23 protein-coding genes are annotated in these 20,831 nt (G+C 71.4%); 13 read left to right on the top strand and 10 right to left on the bottom strand.

Annotation, left to right across the window (positions count from 1 at the left end; genetic code table 11):
- The first annotated feature begins 76 nt into the window (after positions 1-76).
- Together TR46_RS03565 and TR46_RS03560 are read left to right on the top strand one after the other, a co-directional pair.
- A complete protein-coding gene (locus tag TR46_RS03565) occupies positions 77-1,048 on the top strand; it encodes a glycosyltransferase family 2 protein (RefSeq protein ID WP_042393198.1) in 972 nt (323 codons plus the stop codon).
- Entirely contained in the window at positions 1,045-1,884 is an 840-nt protein-coding gene (locus tag TR46_RS03560) for a polysaccharide deacetylase family protein (RefSeq protein ID WP_042393196.1), read from the top strand. Before TR46_RS03565 ends, TR46_RS03560 begins: the two co-directional genes overlap by 4 nt.
- Positions 1,885-1,973: 89 nt before the next feature.
- Here TR46_RS03560 and TR46_RS40645 read toward each other — a convergent pair whose 3' ends face one another.
- Positions 1,974-3,032: a trypsin-like serine peptidase gene (locus TR46_RS40645; protein WP_152626282.1), complete on the bottom strand. Its 1,059-nt coding sequence runs from the start codon at positions 3,030-3,032 to the stop codon at positions 1,974-1,976.
- Positions 3,033-3,222: 190 nt separating this feature from the next.
- On the opposite strand from TR46_RS40645, the gene TR46_RS03550 reads away from it, so the two are divergent.
- The 3 genes from TR46_RS03550 to TR46_RS03540 are packed head-to-tail and all read left to right on the top strand — an operon-like array spanning position 3,223 to position 5,400.
- Positions 3,223-3,687 (top strand): MarR family winged helix-turn-helix transcriptional regulator, encoded by a 465-nt coding sequence (locus TR46_RS03550; protein WP_042393192.1) that lies wholly within the window; start codon positions 3,223-3,225, stop codon positions 3,685-3,687.
- Positions 3,684-4,559, top strand: coding sequence for an ABC transporter ATP-binding protein (locus TR46_RS03545; RefSeq protein WP_042393190.1), 876 nt, complete (start codon positions 3,684-3,686; stop codon positions 4,557-4,559). The genes TR46_RS03550 and TR46_RS03545 overlap by 4 nt, the downstream gene beginning before the upstream one ends.
- Positions 4,519-5,400 (top strand): ABC transporter permease, encoded by an 882-nt coding sequence (locus TR46_RS03540; protein ID WP_042393188.1) that lies wholly within the window; start codon positions 4,519-4,521, stop codon positions 5,398-5,400. The genes TR46_RS03545 and TR46_RS03540 overlap by 41 nt, the downstream gene beginning before the upstream one ends.
- 7 nt (positions 5,401-5,407) lie before the next feature.
- Here TR46_RS03540 and TR46_RS03535 read toward each other — a convergent pair whose 3' ends face one another.
- On the bottom strand, positions 5,408-5,686 hold the full coding sequence (locus TR46_RS03535) for a DUF3099 domain-containing protein (protein ID WP_042393186.1): 279 nt from the start codon (positions 5,684-5,686) through the stop codon (positions 5,408-5,410).
- 173 nt (positions 5,687-5,859) lie between these two features.
- On the opposite strand from TR46_RS03535, the gene ppk2 reads away from it, so the two are divergent.
- Positions 5,860-6,669: a polyphosphate kinase 2 gene (gene ppk2 / locus TR46_RS03530; RefSeq protein WP_042393185.1), complete on the top strand. Its 810-nt coding sequence runs from the start codon at positions 5,860-5,862 to the stop codon at positions 6,667-6,669.
- Positions 6,670-6,818: 149 nt separating this feature from the next.
- Here the strand turns inward: ppk2 and TR46_RS03525 are convergent, their stop codons facing one another.
- Both TR46_RS03525 and TR46_RS03520 read right to left on the bottom strand, forming a co-directional pair.
- A complete protein-coding gene (locus TR46_RS03525) occupies positions 6,819-7,283 on the bottom strand; it encodes an RpiB/LacA/LacB family sugar-phosphate isomerase (RefSeq protein WP_042393183.1) in 465 nt (154 codons plus the stop codon).
- Between the two features lie 85 nt (positions 7,284-7,368).
- Entirely contained in the window at positions 7,369-9,288 is a 1,920-nt protein-coding gene (locus TR46_RS03520) for an RICIN domain-containing protein (RefSeq protein WP_152626281.1), read from the bottom strand.
- A gap of 511 nt (positions 9,289-9,799) precedes the next feature.
- Here TR46_RS03520 and TR46_RS03515 point away from each other — a divergent pair.
- Positions 9,800-10,345, top strand: a complete 546-nt coding sequence (locus TR46_RS03515; protein ID WP_042393179.1) for a GNAT family N-acetyltransferase — start codon at positions 9,800-9,802, stop codon at positions 10,343-10,345.
- Here TR46_RS03515 and TR46_RS03510 read toward each other — a convergent pair.
- Both TR46_RS03510 and TR46_RS03505 read right to left on the bottom strand, forming a co-directional pair.
- Positions 10,336-11,007, bottom strand: coding sequence for a response regulator (locus TR46_RS03510; protein WP_042393177.1), 672 nt, complete (start codon positions 11,005-11,007; stop codon positions 10,336-10,338). The two genes, TR46_RS03515 and TR46_RS03510, sit on opposite strands and share 10 nt — an antisense overlap.
- Positions 11,004-12,218 (bottom strand): sensor histidine kinase, encoded by a 1,215-nt coding sequence (locus TR46_RS03505; RefSeq protein ID WP_042393175.1) that lies wholly within the window; start codon positions 12,216-12,218, stop codon positions 11,004-11,006. The genes TR46_RS03510 and TR46_RS03505 overlap by 4 nt, the downstream gene beginning before the upstream one ends.
- Positions 12,219-12,351: 133 nt before the next feature.
- Here TR46_RS03505 and TR46_RS03500 point away from each other — a divergent pair, with 133 nt between their 5' ends.
- Both TR46_RS03500 and TR46_RS03495 read left to right on the top strand, forming a co-directional pair.
- Positions 12,352-13,263: an ABC transporter ATP-binding protein gene (locus tag TR46_RS03500; protein WP_174505085.1), complete on the top strand. Its 912-nt coding sequence runs from the start codon at positions 12,352-12,354 to the stop codon at positions 13,261-13,263.
- Positions 13,260-14,132 carry an ABC transporter permease gene (locus TR46_RS03495; RefSeq protein WP_042393171.1) on the top strand — a complete coding sequence of 291 codons (873 nt, stop codon included), beginning with the start codon at positions 13,260-13,262 and terminating at the stop codon, positions 14,130-14,132. The genes TR46_RS03500 and TR46_RS03495 overlap by 4 nt, the downstream gene beginning before the upstream one ends.
- Before the next feature lie 75 nt (positions 14,133-14,207).
- Here TR46_RS03495 and TR46_RS42060 read toward each other — a convergent pair whose 3' ends face one another.
- Both TR46_RS42060 and TR46_RS40640 read right to left on the bottom strand, forming a co-directional pair.
- Positions 14,208-14,378 carry a hypothetical protein gene (locus tag TR46_RS42060; protein ID WP_161790084.1) on the bottom strand — a complete coding sequence of 57 codons (171 nt, stop codon included), beginning with the start codon at positions 14,376-14,378 and terminating at the stop codon, positions 14,208-14,210.
- Positions 14,379-14,553: 175 nt separating this feature from the next.
- The gene (locus tag TR46_RS40640; protein ID WP_152626280.1) at positions 14,554-14,760 is read right to left on the bottom strand and encodes a hypothetical protein; all 207 of its coding nucleotides are present in this window, start codon (positions 14,758-14,760) and stop codon (positions 14,554-14,556) included.
- Positions 14,761-14,869: 109 nt separating this feature from the next.
- Between TR46_RS40640 and TR46_RS03490 the strand changes: the two genes are divergently transcribed.
- The 3 genes from TR46_RS03490 to TR46_RS03480 all read left to right on the top strand — a co-directional run bounded on the left by TR46_RS03490 (position 14,870) and on the right by TR46_RS03480 (position 15,868).
- A complete protein-coding gene (locus TR46_RS03490; protein WP_042393169.1) occupies positions 14,870-15,241 on the top strand; it encodes a VOC family protein in 372 nt (123 codons plus the stop codon).
- A gap of 70 nt (positions 15,242-15,311) precedes the next feature.
- Complete coding sequence (locus TR46_RS03485) at positions 15,312-15,581, top strand: hypothetical protein (RefSeq protein ID WP_042393168.1); 270 nt, start codon at positions 15,312-15,314, stop codon at positions 15,579-15,581.
- A gap of 62 nt (positions 15,582-15,643) precedes the next feature.
- Positions 15,644-15,868, top strand: a complete 225-nt coding sequence (locus TR46_RS03480; protein ID WP_042393165.1) for a hypothetical protein — start codon at positions 15,644-15,646, stop codon at positions 15,866-15,868.
- Positions 15,869-15,879: 11 nt separating this feature from the next.
- Here the strand turns inward: TR46_RS03480 and TR46_RS03475 are convergent, their stop codons facing one another.
- Entirely contained in the window at positions 15,880-17,085 is a 1,206-nt protein-coding gene (locus tag TR46_RS03475) for a putative hexosyltransferase (RefSeq protein ID WP_236655187.1), read from the bottom strand.
- A gap of 250 nt (positions 17,086-17,335) precedes the next feature.
- Between TR46_RS03475 and TR46_RS03470 the strand changes: the two genes are divergently transcribed.
- Positions 17,336-19,675 (top strand): terpene synthase family protein, encoded by a 2,340-nt coding sequence (locus tag TR46_RS03470; RefSeq protein WP_042393163.1) that lies wholly within the window; start codon positions 17,336-17,338, stop codon positions 19,673-19,675.
- Positions 19,676-19,719: 44 nt separating this feature from the next.
- Here TR46_RS03470 and TR46_RS03465 read toward each other — a convergent pair whose 3' ends face one another.
- The gene (locus TR46_RS03465; RefSeq protein ID WP_042393159.1) at positions 19,720-20,793 is read right to left on the bottom strand and encodes an aminotransferase class V-fold PLP-dependent enzyme; all 1,074 of its coding nucleotides are present in this window, start codon (positions 20,791-20,793) and stop codon (positions 19,720-19,722) included.
- Between the last annotated feature and the right edge of the window lie 38 nt (positions 20,794-20,831).

Raw genomic sequence — 20,831 nt, 5'->3', positions numbered from 1 at the left:
AGTTTCCTGTGCGCTTGTGTACGGTCGATCACGGAACGTGTCGGGGGCGCCGTTCCGTCGCGCGGGGGGATCGCACATGCACCATCCGAACGTGAGTGTTTCCGTCGTCATCTGCGCCTACACCGAGGACCGCTGGGAGAGCGCGGCAGCCGCGGTGGAGTCGGTGCTGCTCCAGTCCCACCGGCCGCTGGAAGTCCTGTTGGTGGTCGACCACAATCCGGCCCTGCTCCGCAGGTTGACGGAACGTCACTCCGGCTCCGACGCGGTGTCGGTCCTGGCCAACGCGGAGGGCCCGGGGCTGTCCGGCGGCCGCAACACCGGCGTCCGGGCCGCCCGCGGCGAGGTCGTCGCCTTCCTGGACGACGACGCGGTCGCCGAACCCGACTGGCTGCGCTGGTTCGCCGACGGGTATGCCGACGCCGAGGTGATGGGCGTCGGCGGGCTCACCCTGCCGGTGTGGGCGTCCGGCCGAAGACCCGGCTGGTACCCGGAGGAGTTCGACTGGGTGCATGGTGCCACCTACCGGGGCATGCCGACCGGCCGGGCCAGGGTGCGCAACGTCCTGGGCGGCAACGCCTCGTTCCGGCGCAGTGCCATGCTCTCGACGGGCGGGTTCGACGCCGCGATCGGGCGTGGGGCGGACTCGGGCGCCGGGGGAGCGCGAAGGCCGCTGGGCGGCGAGGAGACGGAGCTGTGCATCCGGATCCAGCAGGCCGATCCAGGAGCGGTGTTCCTGTTCGACGACCGCTCGGTGATCCACCATCAGGTCCCCTGCAGCCGAGAGACGTTCGGCTACTTCCGCAGCCGCTGCTGGGCCGAGGGCCTGTCCAAGGCGCTGGTCGCCGGAAGCGTGGGGGCCGTTGACGGGCTGGCCACCGAACGCCGCTATGTGACCCGGACCCTGCCGTCGGGCATCGGCCGCGGTCTGGGCCGGGCGGCCCGCGGCGACCTCGGCGGTCTCGGCTGCGCGGCGGCGATCACCGTGGGCGGGCTGGTCACGGCCGGCGGCTACGCCCTGGGCACGCTCCGGCGCCGGCGGCCGCGATGAGGCCGGCCGCCCGCTGCACCCCCGTTCCGGTGCTGATGTACCACTCCGTCAGCGACGTCCCCGGACCCGGCACCAAGGCGCTGGCCGTGCGCCGGGCCGCGTTCGAACGGCAGCTCACGGTGCTGGACGAGCTCGGCCTGACCACGGTGACCGTCGCCGAACTGGCAGCCCACTGGCGCCGCCGCGCCGCCGGGCTGCCCGGCCCGCCGCTGCCGGCCCGTCCGGTGGTGCTGACCTTCGACGACGGCTACGAGGACTTCCACTCCGCGGTGCTCCCGGCACTGCGCGAGCACGGTGCGACGGCGACCCTGTTCGTCACCACCGGCTGGCTCGCGGACGCCGGCGAGGAGCGGGCCGGACGCCCGCTGGGGCGGATGCTGTGCTGGAAGCAGCTGGACGAGATCGCCGCCGAGGGCGTCGAGGTCGGCGGCCACAGCCACAGCCACCCCGAGCTGGACCAGCTGGACCCGATCGCGTTGCGGGAGGAACTGGTCCGCAATCTGGGGCTGTTGGAGGACCGGTTGCAGCGCCCGGTGTCCAGCTTCGGCTATCCCTTCGGCTACTCCGACCGCCGGGTCCGCGATGCCGTCCGCGCGGCCGGGTACCGCGCGGCCTGCGCGGTCTCCAACGCGGTGGCCTCGCCGGACCGCCAGAGCCCGTTCGCCCTGTCCAGGCTCACCGTCAGCGAACGCACCACCCCGGAGGCCTTCCGCGGGCTCGCCCAGGGGCGAGGGGTCTCCCGACTGCTGCGGCGGGAGCGGGCTCTCACCAAGGGGTACGCCGTCGTACGCGGGGTGCGGCGGGGGCTTCGGCGGGACCTTGAGTACGGACCGTAGGCGCGACTGACCCACAGCGGTTCAGTTGCAGCCCCATAGGGGCGCGGGGAACTGCGCGCCCAGCCATGCAGGTTCCGCACCCGAAAACCCTACGCGGCCGCGGCCTTCGCCTGCTCGAACAGACTCTGCACCGAGTCGTCGAACAGCGCCGCGTAGGAGGTGTCGTCGGTGTCGCCGCCCTCCTCGTAGCCGCCGATGACGCCGATGATGCTGCCGGTCCCGGTGGTCGCGTTGTAGTTCTCGACCCACCCGCTGCCGCTGGTCCCACCCGGGTACCCGGTGCAGTTCACCACCAGCTGGCTGGAGCTGTAGGCGCTGCTGCTGCAGGTCCCGCTGATCGGCTCGTCGGTGTCCGAGGGGTAGCCGGTGATCTGCACGGTGGTGTCGGTCACCCCGCTGGTGTCCAGGCTGTAGGCGCCGACGACCGACTGCAGGCTCTTCCCGTTCAGCGGCTCGACCACCGCGAAGGCCACGTCGTCGTCCTCGGACTGGTTGTCGGTCCAGGCCGAGCTCTCGATGACGTCGGTGATCTTCCACTCCCCGTACGGCGCGGCTCCGTCGTGGTAGCCGGGAACGAAGATCGAGCCGCTGCTGCCGCTGCTGAGGCAGTGCGCCGCGGTGACGATCAGATTGCCGAGCGGGCTGTCCACCACGCTGGCCGTGCAGCTGTGGCCGTCCGAGATGCTGCCGGAGAAGATCGCGCCGACCTGGCTGGGCTGCTCGTCGCTGGTCAGCACAACGGACTCGCCGGTGGTGGTGAGCGGCGCGGTGGCGACGGTCTTGCTCGCACTGGCCGAAGCCGACGCCGACGCGGAGGCCTTCGCACTGGCGGACGCAGCCGGGGTCTTGGCGGCCGCCTTGGTCGCCGCCTTGGTCGCGGCGGAGCTCGTACTGCTGTCCGACGACGTGCTCGCGGCGGCACTCGCTGACGCGCTCGCGCTACTCCCCGCACCGGACGTCGCGGTCATCGAGACCTTGGCGTTCATGGACCGCAGCAGGTTGACGCTCGCGCCCGCCGTCCCGGTGGTCGCCATGACGATCCCGCCGGCCACGGCTATCCCTGCGGTGATCCCCAGCAGGAGGCGGCGTCGGGACCTGCGTCCGGAACGGTTCCGGGCGGGACGACTTCCTGGTTCGGCGTTCTTCATGGGCTACTCCTTACCTTCGGCGCCGGATCCGATACCTGTGCGGAGGCATCACCACGCGGGGCATCGCACCGGACAGCACCACTCGATGCTGGTAGGCGCTGCTGAGACAGCCGTGTGAGGAATCTGAGAACTGTCTGATGGTCGTCGCGGGTCTGGACAATTACCTCTGCTAATGAGATAAAATTCACACATGGTCGAGCGCGATCAAGCCAAGGAAGCGAACGAACTCGCCGAGGTCCTCGGGGGCCTTCAGCGGATGATGCGCCGCGTGCTCCGCCAGGAGCTTTCCGGGGCCCGGCTCCGCGGTGCGCAGGTGGAGCTGTTGCGCCTGGTCAAGCGCCGTCCCGGGATCGGGGTCGCGGCCGCGGCCAAGGAGCTGCACCTCGCCGGGAATTCCGTCTCCACCCTGGTCAACCAGCTGGTCGCGGCCGGGTTCCTGGAACGCGAGGCCGACCCGAGGGACCGCAGGGCCGCGCTGCTGACCGTCACCGCGGCGGCCCGGCAGCGGATGGCGGAGTGGGAGGCCCGACGCGGTGAACTGATCCGCCGCCACGTCGCCGGGCTCCCGCCGGAGGACCGGGACGCCCTGGCCGCAGCGCTGCCGGCGCTGCGCAGGCTCACCGAAGGACTGCACAGCGAAGTGGAGGGGACATGAGCACACTGCTGCCTGAGAACTCACCCGGCGACGCTGCCGAAGCCGCCGCAGCGGTCTGCTGCACCGGGCTGGACTACGCCTTCGGCAGCACCAAGGCGGTCGACGGCCTCGACCTGACGGTGCGCACCGGCGAGGTCTTCGGACTGCTCGGGCCCAACGGGGCCGGCAAGACCACGGCGATCCGGGCCATCACCACCCTGCTCCCGGTCCCGACCGGGATGATCACCGTCTTCGGCCACGACGTCGCCACCGATCGGATGGCGGTCCGCCGCCTGCTCGGCTACGTCCCCCAGCAGCTGTCCGCCGACGGCGGCCTGACGGGGCGTGAGAACATCTCGCTGTTCGCCAGGGTCTACGACGTACCGCGCCGCGAGCGCGCCCCCAGGGTCGCCGAGGCACTGGCTGCGGTCGCCCTCACCGACGCCGCCGACCGCCTGGCCGGGACCTACTCCGGCGGCATGGTCCGCCGCCTGGAACTGGCGCAGGCGCTGGTCAGCGCCCCGCGCCTGCTGATCCTGGACGAGCCCACCATCGGCCTGGACCCGATCGCCCGAACCAGCGTCTGGGAGCGGATCGACGAGATCCGGCACGCCACCGGGATGACCGTCCTGGTCACCACCCACTACATGGACGAGGCCGAGCAGTACTGCGACCGGGTGGCGCTGATGCACCGCGGCCGGATCCGCGCGCTCGGCACCCCCGACCAGCTCAAGGCCGATCTGTCCGGGGTGCTGGAGGCACCCACCCTGGAGGACGTCTTCCGGCACCACGCGGGCCAGGGCCTGCACGGCGGATCGTCCGCCGACACCAGCGACGGAGAGGACTTCCGCGATGTCCGCAGCACCCGCCGTACCGCCGGCCGTGTCGGCTGAGACCCCCGCCGCGGGCGCCGCCCCTGGCTCGTCCGCCTCGCTGTCGCTGCTGCTGGTGGCGCCCCGCGCGCGCACCGGCTGGCAGCTGGTGCCGGCCCGGGTCCTCGCCATGTGCATCGTGGAGCTGCAGAAGCTGCGCCACGACCGCACCGAGCTCTACACCAGGGCGGTGCAGCCGGCCCTGTGGCTGCTGATCTTCGGCGAGACCTTCACCCGGATCCACGCCATCCCCACCGGCGGGGTCCCCTACCTGGACTTCCTGGCGCCCGGGATCATCGCCCAGTCCGCGATGTTCATCGCCATCTTCTACGGCATCCAGATCATCTGGGAGCGCGACGCCGGAATCCTCACCAAACTGCTGGTCACCCCCACCCCCCGGGCCGCCCTGGTCACCGGGAAGGCCTTCGCGGCCGGGGTGAAGGCGGTGATCCAGGCCCTGGTGGTGGTCGTCTTCGCGGCAATCCTCGGCGTCGGGATGACCTGGAACCCGCTCAAGCTGATCGCCGTCGCCCTGGTGGTCATCCTCGGCGGGGCCTTCTTCTCCTGCCTGTCCATGACCATCGCCGGCATCGTGCTGAGCCGGGACCGGCTGATGGGCATCGGCCAGGCCATCACCATGCCGCTGTTCTTCAGCTCCAGCGCGCTCTACCCGGTCACCATCATGCCCGGCTGGCTGCAGGCGGTCAGCAAGGCCAACCCGCTCAGCTACCAGGTGGACGCCCTGCGCGGGCTGCTGCTCGGCAGCCCGGCTCACCTGGGCACGGACATCGCGGTCCTGGTGGTCGCCGCCGCGCTGGCCATCGCGGCCGCCTCGGCCCTGCTGGGGCGGCTGGCGAAGTAGCCGCCGGTCACGGGCGCGGTCGCTCCTCGTGATCGGGCGCGTCCCGATCATGGCCCTGCTGGTCCCAGCCCGGGTCGTCCCACCGGGGGTCGTTCCACCAGTCGTCGTCGCGGTCCCTGGAATTGGCCAGGACCGCGGCGACCGGCGGGATCACCATGGCCACCACGCACATGCCGATCGCCGCGCCCACCGAGTAGAAGCGCACCACTCCCCACGCCATGACGAACAGCCCGATGCAGACGCTCATCATGACGAAATAGCGGACGTGGCGCCGGTGAGCCTGCACATGTCCAGGCTACGACCACGGCACCGCCGAAGCGACGGCGCGAAGCCGTGCGAACGGGTGGCGCGGTGCGGACGGCGCGCCGACGGCGCGGGTGGCGCCCACGGGCGCCGGCCGGGACTTACGGTGTGACGGATCAGTCCATCCACCGGCGAGCGGACAGGAGTGCCCCAGGCGTGGCGGAGACCAGGCTCAAGAAGAAGCTCTACGAGCGTGAACTCTTCCGGCTGCAGACCGAACTGGTGGTCCTTCAGGAGTGGGTCCGCAGCACCGGCGCCCGGGTGGTGGTGGTCTTCGAGGGCCGCGACGCCGCGGGCAAGGGCGGTGCGATCAAGCGAGTCACCGAGCACCTCAGCCCGCGCGTCGCCAGGATCGCCGCGCTGCCCGCGCCCACCGAGCGGCAGCGCACCCAGTGGTACTTCCAGCGCTACATCGAGCACCTGCCGGCGGCCGGGGAGATCGTCCTGTTCGACCGCAGCTGGTACAACCGCGCCGGGGTCGAAAGGGTGATGAACTTCTGCACCGCGGACGAGTACCACCGCTTTCTGCACCAGTGCCCGATCTTCGAGCGCGGGCTGGTCGAGGACGGTGTGCACCTGCTCAAGTACTGGTTCTCGGTCAGCCTGGAGGAACAGGAGCGCCGCTTCCGGGCCCGGCGCGACGACCCGATGCGCCGCTGGAAGCTCTCCCCGATGGACCTGGAGTCGATCACCCGCTGGGAGGACTACTCCCGCGCGAAGGACGAGATGTTCGTCCACACCGACATCCCCGAGGCCCGCTGGAACGTGGTCGAGAGCGACGACAAGCGCAGCGCGCGGATCAACATGATCGCGCACCTGCTCGCCGCGGTCCCGTACCACGAGATCCCGACCGAGCCCATCAGGTTCCCCAAGCGCCCGCCGTCCCGCGGCTACCAGCGGCCCCCGCGCGACGAGCAGCAGTACGTCCCCGACCTCGCCGCGCAGCTGACGGCCAAGGAGGGGTAAGGGGTCTCCGGCGAAATTTCGGCTGCGGACCGCAGCCGGCTTGTCGCGCAGTTCCCCGCGCCCCTTACGTTCTGCAACTGGACCGCTGCGGGCACGTTGCACCATCAGGGGCGCGGGGAACTGCGCGACAAGCCACGCAGACGCCGCCACTAGGACATCGGCGGTTCGGAAGCTTCCCCTTCAAGGCGGCCGAGACGGCGGATGTTGTCCTGGTCGTCGGGCTCCTGGCTGGGTTCGCTCTCGAACCAGGCGTCCAGGATCTCGGTGAGCAGCGGCGCCGAGGTCAGCCGCAGGCTCAGGGCCAGGACGTTGGCATCGTTCCAACGCCGGGCGCCGCGAGCGGTGTAGGAGTCGGTGCACAGCGCCGCCCGCACGCCGGACACCTTGTTCGCGGCGATCGAGGCCCCCGTCCCGGTCCAGCAGCACACCACCGCCTGCTCGGCCCGGCCCCCGGCCACATCCCGCGCCGCCGCCTCGCTGCAGTACGCCCAGTCGTCCCGCTCGTCGGCACACAGCGCACCGTGCCGGACCACGGAGTGCCCCCGCCGCTCCAACTCCGCCACCACCAGCCGGGCCACACCCTCGTCCATGTCCGACGAGACCGAGATTCGCATACCCCGACCTTAGCGCCGGAGGCGTGACACCGAAGGCCGCCTCCGCCCGCGAGTGGGGGGCGCGGGCGAAGGCGGCCGGTGTCGGTCAGCCCATGGCGGTGAGGCTGAAGCTCTGGGCGGCCCCGCCGGTGCAGGTCCACTGCTGGAGGCGGGTGCCGTCGGCGGTGGAGACGCCGGTGACGTCGAGGCATTCACCGGTGGCGCTGCGGGGGCTGAAGGTGTAGCTGCCGTCCGCCTGCTGGACCGGCTTCCACTGCTGGTTGGTGCCGCCGCCGTAGGACCAGAGCTGGATCGGGACGCCGTCACCGGTCGCGCCGGAGCCCCCGGTCACGTCCCAGGCCTCGCTGGTGGCGTTGCGGGTGACCACCTTGTAGTAGCCGCTGTCGGTGGGCTGGAACTGCCACTCCTGGTTGGTGTTGCCGCTGCCGCAGGTCCACTGCTGGACGGCGGTGCCGTTCGCGGTGCCGCCGCCGGTGGCGTCCACGCACTTGCCGCTGTTGGTGCTCACCACCTGGTACCAGGCACTGGAGTTGATGGTTCCGCCGCCGCCGCTGGTCAGCGGCGGCCAGGTGAAGGTGGCCACGGCCTTGGCCGGCAGGGTGTAGCTGAAGGACTGCCCGTTCTCCGAGACGTTGAAGGTGTGGGCGTTGGCGGTGTCGGAGTTCAGCACCACCAGCGCGGTCGACCCGTCGGGGTTGCGGAAGGCTACGTCCTCCACATTGCCGCTGCCGAAGGTGTTGGAGTCCAACCGCACCGCGCCCGGCTTGACGAACTTGCTGGCCTGGCCCAGGACGTAGTACTCGGCGTTGTAGGCCGCACCGCCCGTGCTGTTGTTGACGGTGACCACCCCGGTGCAGGTGGTGCAGTTCATCGACGGGCCGCCGCTCGGGTCGAGCGCCATGTTCCAGGTGACCACGGACTTGGCCCAGTTTCGGGTGGCGCCGATGATCAGGTTCTCGGTCTGCCAGTCCAGCGAGTCGGAGAAGGTGTTGGCGGTGTTGGCCGACTGGCTGCCGGAGCACTCGGTGAAGTACGTGTCCTTGGTGGGGTAGGAGTTGTGCACGGTGGTCTGCGCGCTCGGATTGCCGCCGTAGCAGTGCCAGGCCACCCCGGCGGTGTACTGGGCGGCCGCCGAGTTGCCCAGGATCGTCGACGGGAAGGTGGTGTCGTCCCAGTTGTGGTCGTAGGCCAGGATTCCGGTGCTGAGACCGGCGGCCTTGATCGCCGGTCCGAGGTAGTCGGCGATCAGTGTCGCCTCGGCGCTCGCCGTGAAGGTGGAGCCGGGGTAGTTGGACGGCGAGTACTCGGGCTCGTTCTGCGGGGTGATCAGCGAGACCGGGACCCCGGCCGCCTGGTAGGCCTGCAGGAACTTCACCAGGTAGTTGGCGTAGGCCTGGTAGTCGGCGGTGTTGAGGGTGCCGCCGATCATCGACCCGCTGGTCTTCATCCAGCCGGGCGGGCTCCACGGGGTGGCCATCACCGTGGTCGACGGGTTGAGCTGCAGGGCCTGCTGCAGCAGCGGCAGGATGTAGGCGTTGTCATGGGCGGTGGAGAACTGCGACAGGCCGGTGTCGGTCTGCCCTGCGGGCACGTCGTCGTAGCTGTAGAGCGAGCGGGCGAAGTCCGAGGCCCCGATCGGCTGGCGCAGGAAGTCCAGGCCGATGCCCTGGGCCGGGTCGAACAGCTTGGACATGATGGTGTTGCGCTGCGGGGAGTTGGCGATCAGCCAGGCCGAGGAGTCGGTCAGCGAGGCCCCGAACCCGGTCATGGACTGGTACGTGGTGGCCGGGTTGACCGTGATCGTCTGACTGGCCGAGCCGCCGCCGGCGGCGAACGTCGCGCCGGTCTGCGGTGCCAGCAGCTTGCTCTGGTCGGCGGTGGTCTCCCAGACCGACACGGCGGTCCCGGCCGCGGTCGCGGCATGGGCCGCGCCCAGCCCCACGACCGAGCCCGAGACCAGCGCCGCCGCGGCCAGCGAGGCCGGGATGAACCTGATGCGGGACACGATGCTCCTTCCTCAGTTCCTCAGCGTTCCTGAAACAAAATGAAACTATTCCTGGAACCCAATTGAAACAGAGCAAAGCCTCCTTGACAGAGTGCTGTCAATGCATTGCGCAAGATGCCCGGTTCCGGAACCTGGCAGGGCATGCATGAGACTCATCTATGAAACGAAATTCTGTAACAGAAGGTCCGACAGCCCAGGCCTCTGGCCTATTCGTGCGCGTACATGACATGCTGCAGGTGGCGCCCCGTCAACGCCCGGTGCGGGGCGCCACACGCGTGCGCTGCCCGGCATCCTGGGAGAAATGCGTCGGCCCCGCCGACGGGGGATGCGGCGGGGCCGAGCGATCAGCGCTAGCTGACATGCCGTCCAGTATGCCGGGTCACGGGCCGAGTGTCAGCCGAGTCACAAAAGAATCACGAAGCGATCTGTTGAGGCGTCAGATTCTTCCTGCTCAGACCCGCCTCCGGGTTAGCCTCCGGAGGTCGACGGATCAAGGAACGGGGTGGGTGCGATGGCCGAGGTCGTGTTGCGGACCGAGCGGCTGGTCCTGCGTGGCTGGCGGGACGAGGACCTGGAGACGCTGGTGGAGTTGAACTCCGACCCGGAGGTCATGCGCTACATCGGAGAGGGAAAGGTCCTCGACCGCGAGCAGAGCGCGGCGGCGCTCGCCAGTTTCCGGGAGAGGTGGGCCGAGCAGGGCTTCGGCCTGTTCCCGGTGGAACTCGCGGAGACCGGTGAGCTCACCGGATGGGTCGGCCTGAACGTCCCCCGCTTCCTGCCCGAGGTCATGCCCGCCGTGGAGATCGGCTGGCGGCTGCTCCGCCGCCACTGGGGCCGCGGCATCGCCACCGAGGCGGCGCGGGAGGTGCTGCGCTTCGGCTTCGAGGACGCCGGTCTGGAGCGGGTCGTCAGCATCTGCCATGTGGACAACGAGCCCTCACGCCACGTCATGGAGAAGCTGGGCCTGCGTCAGCAGCGCCTCACCGCCGTCCCGGCCCACGGTCGACCGGTCCGGGTACTGGCGATCTCACGCGAGGAGTACGCACGTCAGGGCTGAGGCGCCACCAGGCCGGCCTCGTAGGCGATGATGACCAGTTGGACCCGGTCGCGGGCGTCGAGCTTGGCCAGCAGCCGGGTGAGGTAGGTCTTCACGGTGGCGATGCTGATGACCAGTTCGGCGGCGATCTCGGTGTTCGACAGGCCGCGTCCGACCAGGGTCAGTACCTCGCGCTCCCGCTCGGTGATCCCCTCGGGTCCGCGCGCCGGACGGGTCCGCGCCGGAGCGGACGGGTCCGGGCGGCCGGCGAACTCCTCGATCAGCCGGCGGGTGACGCTCGGCGCGATCAGGCCGTCGCCGGCCGCCACCACCCGGACCGCGGCGAGGATGTCCTCCAGCGCCATGTCCTTGACCAGGAAGCCGGAGGCCCCGGCCCGCAGCGCCCCGTACACGTAGTCGTCGTCGTCGAAGGTGGTCAGCACCACGACCCGGGTCGCGCCGGAGCCGCCGGTGACCAGTCGGGTGGCCTCGATCCCGTCCATCCCCGGCATCCGGATGTCCATCACCACCACGTCCGGGCCGACCTCCTCGACCAGGGCGACCGCCTCCGCCCCGGTCCCGGCCTCGCCGACCACCTCGAGGTCCGGGGCGTCGGTGATGACCATGCGCAGCGCGGCCCGTACCAGCGGCTGGTCGTCGGCGAGGACCACCTTGACCGTCATCGGACCTCCGCCGGCACCGGCAGTCGGGCCGCCACGCGGAAGCCTCCGCCGGGGCGGGGCCCGGCGCGGAAGTCGCCGTGCAGCAGCGCGGTGCGCTCGCGCATACCCACCAACCCGTACCCGGCGCCGGAGGCGCCGGTCCCGCCGCCCCCGGGGCCGTGGTCAAGGACCTCGATGGACAGCTCCTCGGGGCCGTGGTCGATGGTCACCCGGCAGGAACCCGTCCCCGCGTGGCGCACCACATTGGTGATCGACTCCTGGACGATGCGGTAGGCCGACAGTTCGATGTCCAGTGGCAGCGCCCGCCGTTCGCCGTGCCACTCCAGCTCGACGCGGACCCCGGCGGCCGTGGTCGACTCCGCCAGCCGGTCCAGATCGGCCAGCCCCGGGGTCGGTCGCAGCCGCGAGTCCTGTTCGGCGGAGGCCGGTTCGCTCTCCCGCAGGGCGCCGAGCAGCCGCCGCAGACCGGACAGCGTCTCCCGTCCGGCGCCCTCGATGGCGCCCAGCGCCTCCCGCGCTGCCGCCGGCTGGGTCTCCATCACCCGTCCCGCCGCCCCCGCCTGCAGCGCGATGATGCCGATGCTGTGGGCGACCATGTCGTGCAGCTCCCGCGAGATCCGCAGCCGCTCGGCCGTGACCGCCTGGGCCGCCGCCTGAGCCCGCAGCGCCTCCGTGTGCTCGTGGTTCTGCCGCGACGAATCGCCGATCAGCCAGGCCACGACCACGGTCAGTGCGGCGGCCAGCATCACCGAGGTGCCGACGACGAAGTCGAGCATCAGCCGGGTGCCCGCATAGGCCACCAGCACGCCGACCGCCAGCGCGGCGGCGGTGGCCGACCTGCGTCGCGTCCCGCCGGCCGCGATGAAGCACAGCGCGACGTCAACGGGCAGGAACTGCAGGAAGTTGATCCCCGAGGAGTTCTGCACCATCGCCCCGGCCACCGATCCGAGGAGCAGCAGCGCGAACGCCGTCATCGGCCGACGGCGCAGCAGGACGCAGCCGGCCGCGGCCAGGACGGCGGCGACGGCGAGGTCCAGCTGGTTCCCGACCGGTCGCCACAGCGGGGAGTAGCCGCGGGGATAGAACGGCCCCTCACCGGGCAGCCGGAACAGCACGGTGATCGTGTAAGCGGTGGCCGCGCACCAGGCGAGGGCCGTCCATGCGCCCGGTGGGACGCGCTTGAGCAGGGGGAGGGGCGGAGTCGGCGGCATGGGCCGATGCTATCCGCGGCCGTCCGCCCCGGTCATCGGACCAGGGTTGTACAGCCGCGGGCCGATGCCGCCCGCGGGAATGCCGACGCCGGTCCGATGCCCGGCACCGGTCCGACCGGGCAGCGTTGCCCCCGTGATCGAAGTCAATGAACTGACGAAGCGCTACGGCCGCACGACCGCCGTCAACAACCTCACCTTCACCGTCCGCCCCGGCCAGGTCACCGGATTCCTGGGCCCCAACGGCGCGGGAAAGTCCACCACCCTGCGCATGATCCTCGGCCTGAACCGGCCCACCAGCGGCAGCGTTACCGTCCAGGGGCACCCGTTCCGGGACCGCCCGCGCGGACTGCGGCACATCGGCGGACTGCTGGACGCCGCCGACGTCCACGGCGGCCGCAGCGCCCGGGCCCACCTCGCGGTGCTGGCCCGCAGCAACGCCATCCCGTCCGGCCGGGTCGAGGAGGTCCTGGGCGAGGTCGGCCTGTCCGACGCGGCGCGGCGCCGGATCGGCGGGTTCTCCCTCGGCATGAAGCAGCGCCTGGGCATCGCCGCCGCGCTGCTCGGCGACCCGCCGGTGCTGCTCTTCGACGAACCGCTCAACGGCCTGGACCCGGAGGGCGTGCTCTGGGTGCGCGGCCTGTTCCGTCGGCTGGCGGCCGAGGGCCGCACCGTACTGGTCTCCAGCCACATGATGCGCGAGATGGAGAACACCGCCGACCAGCTGGTGGTCATCGGCCGCGGCGAGTTGATCGCCGAGGAGCCGCTGACCGACTTCGCCGCCCGCGGCACCGGGCTGAACGTCACCGTCCGGACCCCCGACCCGGGCCGGCTCACCGACCTGCTCACGGCCGAGGGCGCCGCGGTGCGACCCGACAGCGACGGCAGCCTCTCGGTCACCGGGGTGGACGCCGCCCGGATCGGCGAACTCGCCTTCGACCACCGGGTCCTGCTCCACCAACTGGCCACCCGTACCGCCTCGCTGGAGGAGGCGTTCATGGAACTCACCGCCGACAGCGTCGAATACCTCGCCGGAGACCCCCGATGACCGCACTCGCAGCCGCCCGCCGCGCCACCGCCCCCGCCCCCGCCGCCGACGAGCCGCGGGCCCGGTTCCGCGACCTGCTCGCCGCCGAGTGGCTCAAACTGTGGACCCTGCGGTCGAACTGGTGGGCCATCGGACTGAGCGGACTGGCCCTGATCGCCATGAACGCCAACGGCGCGCTCGCCGACTACACCTACTGGGCCAACTACTCCCAGGACGTGCGGGACGGGTTCGTGCCCTACGGGTCCCTCAGCGACGCCTTCACCAACAACGCCGGCATCTGCCTGCTGCTCGCCGCCGGCTGCATCGGCGCCATCAATGTCACCGGGGAGTACTCCACCGGACTGATCCGGGTGAGCATCGCGGCGGTGCCCGCGCGGCGCTCGCTGCTGGCCGCCAAGATCGCCGTGGTCTCGGCGGTGATGACGGCCTACGGCTTCGTCGTCGCGTTCGCGTCCTTCTGGATCACCCAGGCCATCCTGTCCGGACGGCACGCCGGGGTCTCGATCAGCCAACCCGGCGCAGTGCACGTGATCGTGGTCTCGGCACTGCTGGCACCGGTGAGCGCGCTGGTCGGGATGGGGCTCGGCGCACTGATCCGGCACAGCGCGACCACGATGGTGACGGTGATCGTGCTCCTGCTGCTGCTGCCCAACCTGCTCACCGACAACCACCGCTGGGAGGCCGACCTCAGCCACTCGCTGCTGCTGCGCGCCTGGCAGCGGCTGAAGGAGACCGGCCCGCAGTCCCTTCCGCCCGGGCTACCCGGCTACCACCTGGCCACCGTCGCCGGCTCCTGGACCGTCTACGCGGTCTGGCCGCTGGTCGCCGTGGCGATCGCGCTGACCGTGGTGCACCGACGCGACCTGTGACGCCCGACGCGTGAGCCACGACGAAGGTGCGTGCCCGGCGAACCGGGCACGCACCTCACAGGTCACCGCGAACGGTCAGTTGTGGCCGTAGCGCTTCTCCTTCTTCCGCGACACCGGCTGTGACACGGACGGCATCAGCATCTGCTCGGTGTTCTCCATCGCCGGGTCCTGGGCGTACTGCCCGGGCTGGGCGGCGGTGGCGAGAGTCTTCTGCTGCTTGCGTTCGCGGTTCTTGACCTTCGACATGGGATGTCTCCTGCATGGTCTCGGATGCACAGCACCTGCATGGGGCAGGTGCGTTTCCCACCGTGGCAGCACCCGCTCACACCCGCATCTCGAACAACTACGCAGCGTCACCGCCCTGCAGGGGTGGCCGGTTCGCTCCGGGCCGCAGTGGCGCGGCCGTTGAGCGGATCATGCGTCAATGTCCGCAGTGGATACGTGATTTGGCGATGGCAGCGGCGAGGAGCGCGCTGATGCCGATCGAGACGGCGATTCCGGCGAGCGCCGAATCCGGCACGGTCCGGGTGAGCAGCAGCACCACCCAGAGAGCGCTCAGCACCACGGCCGAGCCGACTCCCGCGAGCAGATAGGCGCGGCGTTCTCTCGATGTTCCCTGAATGTCCATGTCCCCAGCCTGCTCGCCCCGGCCCCCGTCCCATGAGCAGCGAACGATGGAACCCGGCCGTCAACCGAACGGTGGACCGCGGGCGGCGTCGGGGCGGCACACTGTCCCCATGACCGTCTCGCTGCACCACATCGTCGTCGACGCCGTCGACCTGCCCGGGCTGGCCCGCTTCTGGGCGCAGGTGCTGGACTGGCAGATCCTCTCCGAGCGGGAGCGCGAGGTGGTGGTCGGGCCGGCCGTGGACGCCCCGACGGGGATCTGCTTCATGCCTGCGGCCGAGGGCAAGACCGTGAAGAACCGGCTGCACCTCGACCTGAACCCGGGGCCGGGGGAGCGGGAGGCGGAGATCGCCCGCATCCTGGCGCTGGGGGCCAGACGGGTGGACGTCGGCCAGCTCGGAACGGAGTCCTGGACCGTGCTGGCGGACCCCGAGGGCAATGAGTTCTGCGTGCTCCGTGAGAAGCGGACGCTGGTGGCTTGAGCCGACCCGCCCGGCGCACTGGTGGATCTTCCCAGGTGCGGAGGGTGCCTCGGTCGCGCAGCCTTGATCCATGGAGAATCCCGACCCCATCGTCATCGTCCTCCCCCCGGAGACCGGGCCCGACGGCACCGGCCGAAGGGTCCAGCTCGGCCACAATGTGGTGGCCCTCGCCGAGAGCCGGGCCGACGTCGAGAAGCTGCTGGACATGGCCGGCCTCACCGAGTGGTTCGAACTGGACCCCACGATCGTCGAATGGCGGCTCGGCGGCCCCGACGACTGGCCCTCGAAGGAGTCCGTCCCCGGTGGCTCCTGGCCCTCGGCCGGCGGTCAGACCGGCTAGAGCGTGGCTGGTGCACACCGCTGACCAGGCGCGACGCCTGGCCCCGGCTTACGGTGGTGTCCATGAGCAGCACCGCAGAGATCCAGGCGGACGTCCTGAAGTCGATCCGCAGCTACCTCAGCGCCGGCGTGGTCTTCCAGCCGACCGCCACCGATCTGTGCCGCTTCAAGCCCTACGGCCGGCAGGCCACCGAGCAGGCCCTGTGCGCCCTCGCCGACGCGGGCGCCATCGGCATCGCCATGCCCCAGGGCCACCCCCGCCGGGTCACCTGGGTCGCGACCAACTGACCCGGCGCCGGTCAGATCGCGTAGGTCCAGACGGTGATCATGTACGCGCCGTACCAGCAGCCGAAGAGGGTGGCCGCGGCGAGGGCGAGGACGGCGGTGCGGGTGCGGCTCCGGGCGAGGGAGCGGGCCAGCGGGACCAGGAATACCAGGGCGGGGAGCAGCAGGCGGAGCTTCGAGTGGTAGTAGTTGCTCTGGCAGAGGGTCAGGACGACGATGCTGGTGCCGTAGACGACCAGCGGGGGCCAGCTGCCGCGCTGCCAGGTGACCAGGGTGGCGCAGACCAGGGCGATCAGCAGGACGGCGGTGCTGACCGCGACCCAGCCGTCACCGCTGGACAGGGTGTGCACCAGGAAGTCCCGGATGGCGCGGCCGTTGTCCCACTGGGTGCCCCAGCCGGCGCCCTGGATCCGGAACCAGGCGTCGGCGTGGCCGACCCGCAGGGCCACCCAGAGCAGGTAGAGCGGGGTCCCGGCGCAGCCCAGCAGCAGGCCGACGAGCGGGCGCCGGCTGAGCCTGCGCTCGCGCACCAGGTGCAGCAGCACCGCCACGCCGAGCGCCGCGACCGCGGCCACGGCGGCCGGCCGGGTCAGGCCGACCAGCAGGGCGAGCAGGCCGGCGGTGAGCCAGGCCCTGCGGTGCGCGGCCAGCAGCATCCCGGCGGCCAGCGCCAGGAACAGCGACTCGCTGTAGGACATCAGGAACACCAGGGACATCGGCTGCGCCCCGGCCAGCAGGGTGATGGCGATGACCGCTGTGCGCCGCCCGTACAGCCGGCAGAAGAGCAGCAGTGTCACGATCAGCGCGGCGATCAGGGCCAGGTTGGCGGTGACGATGCCCGACACGGGGACGCTGAGGCGGGTTACCTCGTGCACGGCCCGGACCAGCATCGGGTAGAGCGGGAAGAACGCCAGGGTGTTGCCGGTGAGCTTGCCGGACGGGTCGTAGCTGTAGCCGTGCGGGTAGCCGTGGGTGGCGATGTCCAGGTAGAAGCCGCCGTCCCAGGTGGTCAGCCGGTTCTGCAGACTCGGACCGCCGGCCGGGATCATCGCCGACAGCACCAGCAGGTGCACGGCGGTCGTCACGGCGTAGACCGCGAACGCGGGCCGGACCAGCACAGCGATCCTCCGGGCCCGGCCGCGCTGCCGGGTCGCGGCGTGCTGGGGTGCCGGGGCGTCTCCGGCGGGGGCGGCGTCCGGTTCGGTGGTGCTGCTGGTCATCGTCTGGCGTGCCGATCGGGTCGAATGGAGGTTCGAGGCGGGGGCGTGTGTGTAGGCGCTCCCTGGATCCTGGGAGCACCTTTTCACATACGGCCGGGAGACACGGGGCAACCGGTCCCAAAACGGCGGAGCGGGGATTTCACCTGATCGGGCGAGCCGTCCCGGACCCGGGGCCGCGCGAGGTGTGCGCGATCTAGCGTGAGGAGCGAGACCACCTCGTTGGGACCGCTCGACGAAAGGCCCGGCCCGCATGGATCAGCCCTTCATCCTCCCCGACTTCTACATGCCGTACCCGGCACGGCTCAACCCGCACCTGGCGAGCGCCCGCGAGCACTCCAAGGCGTGGGCGCGCGAGATGGTGATGATCGAGGGATCGGGGATCTGGGACGAGGCCACCTTCGACGCCCATGACTACGCCCTCCTCTGCGCCTACACCCATCCGGACTGCTCGGCGGAGGAGCTGGCGCTGGTGACGGACTGGTACGTCTGGGTCTTCTTCTTCGACGACCACTTCCTGGACATCTTCAAGCGAACCGGGGACATGGCCGGGGCCAAGGCCTACCTGGACCGGCTGCCGCAGTTCACGGAGGCGCGGAGCAGGGACGCCGAGGGGGAGGGCCCGCGGCCGGCCAACGCCGTCGAGGCGGGGCTGGCCGACCTCTGGGCGCGGACGGTGCCCTCGATGTCGGCCGACTGGTGCGAGCGGTTCCGCGAGAGCACCCGGGCGCTGCTGGAGGAGTCGCTCTGGGAGCTCGGCAACATCAACGAGGGCCGGCTGTCCAACCCGGTCGAGTACATCGAGATGCGGCGCAAGGTCGGCGGCGCGCCCTGGTCGGCGGATCTGGTGGAGCACGCCGTCTGCGCCGAAGTGCCGGCGCGGATCGCGGCGGCGCGGCCGATGCAGGTGCTGAAGGACACCTTCGCGGACGGGGTGCACCTGCGCAACGACCTCTTCTCGTACCAGCGCGAGGTGGAGCAGGAGGGCGAGCTCGCCAACTGCGTGCTGGTGCTGGAGAAGTTCCTGGGCTGCAGCACCCAGGCGGCGGCGGAGGCCACCAACGACCTGCTGACCTCGCGGCTGCAGCAGTTCGAGCACACCGCGCTCGCCGAGGTGCCGCCGCTGCTGCTGGCCTCCGGCATCGACCCGCAGGCCTGCCTGGGCGTCGGGCGGTATGTGAAGGGCCTGCAGGACTGGCAGTCCGGCGGGCACGAGTGGCACCTGCGCTCCAGCCGCTACATGAACGGCCACGCCGAGGCCGCGGCCGAACGGGCGGCGGACCCGGGCAGCGTGACCGACGCGGCAGCCGCGGCCACCGACGACACGGCCGCCCTGCTGCTGGCCGGCCCGCTGGGGATCGGCACCTCGGCGGCCCGGCTGCTCGGCTCGCTCGCGCAGTCGCTGCCGCGCCGACTGCGGCAGCACGGCAACGTCCCGCACCGGCCGGTCGGGCACCTCCCGGTGCCGGACATCACCATGCCCTACGAGCTGCGGATGAGCCCGCACCTGAACGCCTCCCGGGCGCACACCCTGGAGTGGGCGGCCAGGATGGGGTTGACCGGCACCGGCGTCTGGACCGAGGAGCAGATGCGGGGCTACGACCTCGCGCTCTGCGCCGCCGGGATCCACCCCGACGCCACCAGGGAGCAGCTCGACCTCACCAGCGACTGGCTGAGCTGGGGCACCTACGGCGACGACCTCTACCCGGTCCTGTTCGGCCGCAGCACCGACGGCGGAGCCGCCGCCAGGGCCTGCACCGAGCGGCTGGCGCTGTTCATGCCGCTGGAGCCGGGCGCAGCCACGCCTCCGCCGGCCAACCCGCTGGAGCGCGGACTGGCCGACCTGTGGATCCGCACCGCCGGGCCGATGGAACCGTCGTCCCGGCGCCGGTTCCGGCACACCGTCGAGTCCATGACGGACAGTTGGCTGTGGGAGCTGGACAACCGACGGCTGAACCGCATCCCCGACCCGGTCGACTACGTCGAGATGCGCCGCAGGACCTTCGGCTCGGACCTGACCATGAGCCTGTCCAGGATCTCGCACGGCAGAACCGTTCCGCCCGAGGTCTACCGCAGCCGTCCGGTGCGCGCCATGGAGAACTCGGCCGCCGACTTCGCCTGCCTGCTCAACGATGTCTTCTCGTACCAGAAGGAGATCCGGTTCGAGGGCGAGATCCACAACGCGGTGCTGGTCGTCGAGAACTTCCTGGGGTGCGACCAGGAGGCGGCGGTCCTGGTCGTCAACGACCTGATGACGGCCAGGATGGAGCAGTTCCAGCACATCGTGGAGCTGGAACTGCCCACCCTCTACCAGGACTTCGACCTCTCCCGGGAGGCCAGGAGCACCCTGGACGGCTACGCCGCCGAGCTGAAGGACTGGATGGCCGGCATCCTCAACTGGCACCGCGGCTGCCACCGCTACGACGAGGCCACCCTGCTGCGCCACGCGGGCGCTCCCGTCGTTCTCCCGGCGGCGGCCGCCCTCCGCCCGACCGGCCTGGGCACATCGGCCGCCGCCCTCGCCGACACCCTCCGAGGAGGTCCGGGCGTCGTCCGGCTCCCGGCCCAGCGGGGACTGACCTCCCGGCGCTGACCGCAGGCGCTGACCGCCGGCGACGGCCTCGCCGCGACGGCCCCTCAGTCCCGCGGGCCGAGCGACGAGAGCGCGTCGAGGGCGCGGTCGACGTCCGCCGAGGTGGTGTAGAGGTGGAAGGCGGCGCGGAGGTTGCCGGCGCGGTTGGACATGACCACTCCGGCGCGGGCCAGTTCGGCGGCGGCGGTGCCGAGGCCGGGGGTGGAGACGATGGCGGACTCGCCGGGGACCGGGCAGTGGCCGAGCTCGGCGAGGCCGGCCCGGAAGCGTGCGGCGAGAGCCAGGTTGTGGGCGCCGATCCGGGCCGGGCCGAGCTCCTCGATCAGGGCGAGGGAGGGGGCCGTTCCCGCGAAGGAGTGCCAGGCCGGGGCGACGTCGAAGCGCCGGGCGCTCGCGGCGAGGTGGACCGTGTCGTAGCAGTCCGCCCAGGGGTCCTCGCCCGCGTACCAGCCGGGGGCGATCGGGCGCAGCGTGGCAGCAGCCTCGGGGGACACCGCGAGGAAGGCGCTGCCGCGCGGTGCCAGCAGCCATTTGTAGGCGCCGCAGACCAGGTAGTCGACCTGGTCGCCGCGGATCGGCAGCCAGCCCGCCGCCTGGGTGGCGTCCACCAGCAGCCGGGCTCCCTGCGCGGCGGTCGCGGTCCGGAGCTCGCCGAGGTCGGCGACCCGGCCGTCCGCCGACTGCACGGCGCTGACGGCGACCAGCGCCGTCGCCGGGCCGACCGAGGCGGCCAGCTTCTCCAGCGGGACCGCTCGGACGGCGAGGTCGCCGCGGCCGTGGAACGGCTGGGTCAGCGAGGTGAAGTCGCCCTGGCCCAGCAGCACTTCGGCCCCGGCCGGCAGCGCCGCCGCGACCAGCGCGACCAGCGACGAGACCTGTGCGCCGATCGCCACCTGCTCGGGCCGCACCCCGACCAGCCGCGCGAAGGAGGCCCGGGAGTCGCCGACGGGGGCGTCGTACGCCACCGGGTTGGCGCGACCGGCCGCCCACTCCGCGAGGTCCGCGACCAGCGCGGAGCGGGTACGGGCGGGCAGCAGGCCCATCGAGGCGGTGTTGAGGTAGGCGGTCTCCGGCGCGAACTCGTCCGGTGCGAGGGAGGGGATCTGCTCAGAGGTCATGCCACCAGCATTACCTCCGCGGATCGATAAGACAATGA

Origin of the sequence: Streptacidiphilus carbonis (assembly GCF_000787775.1) — a bacterium.
GTDB classification, from domain to species: Bacteria; Actinomycetota; Actinomycetes; order Streptomycetales; family Streptomycetaceae; genus Streptacidiphilus; species Streptacidiphilus carbonis.
Note: the sequence above shows the minus strand (reverse complement) of the source record. Positions and strands in the feature narration are given on the sequence as shown.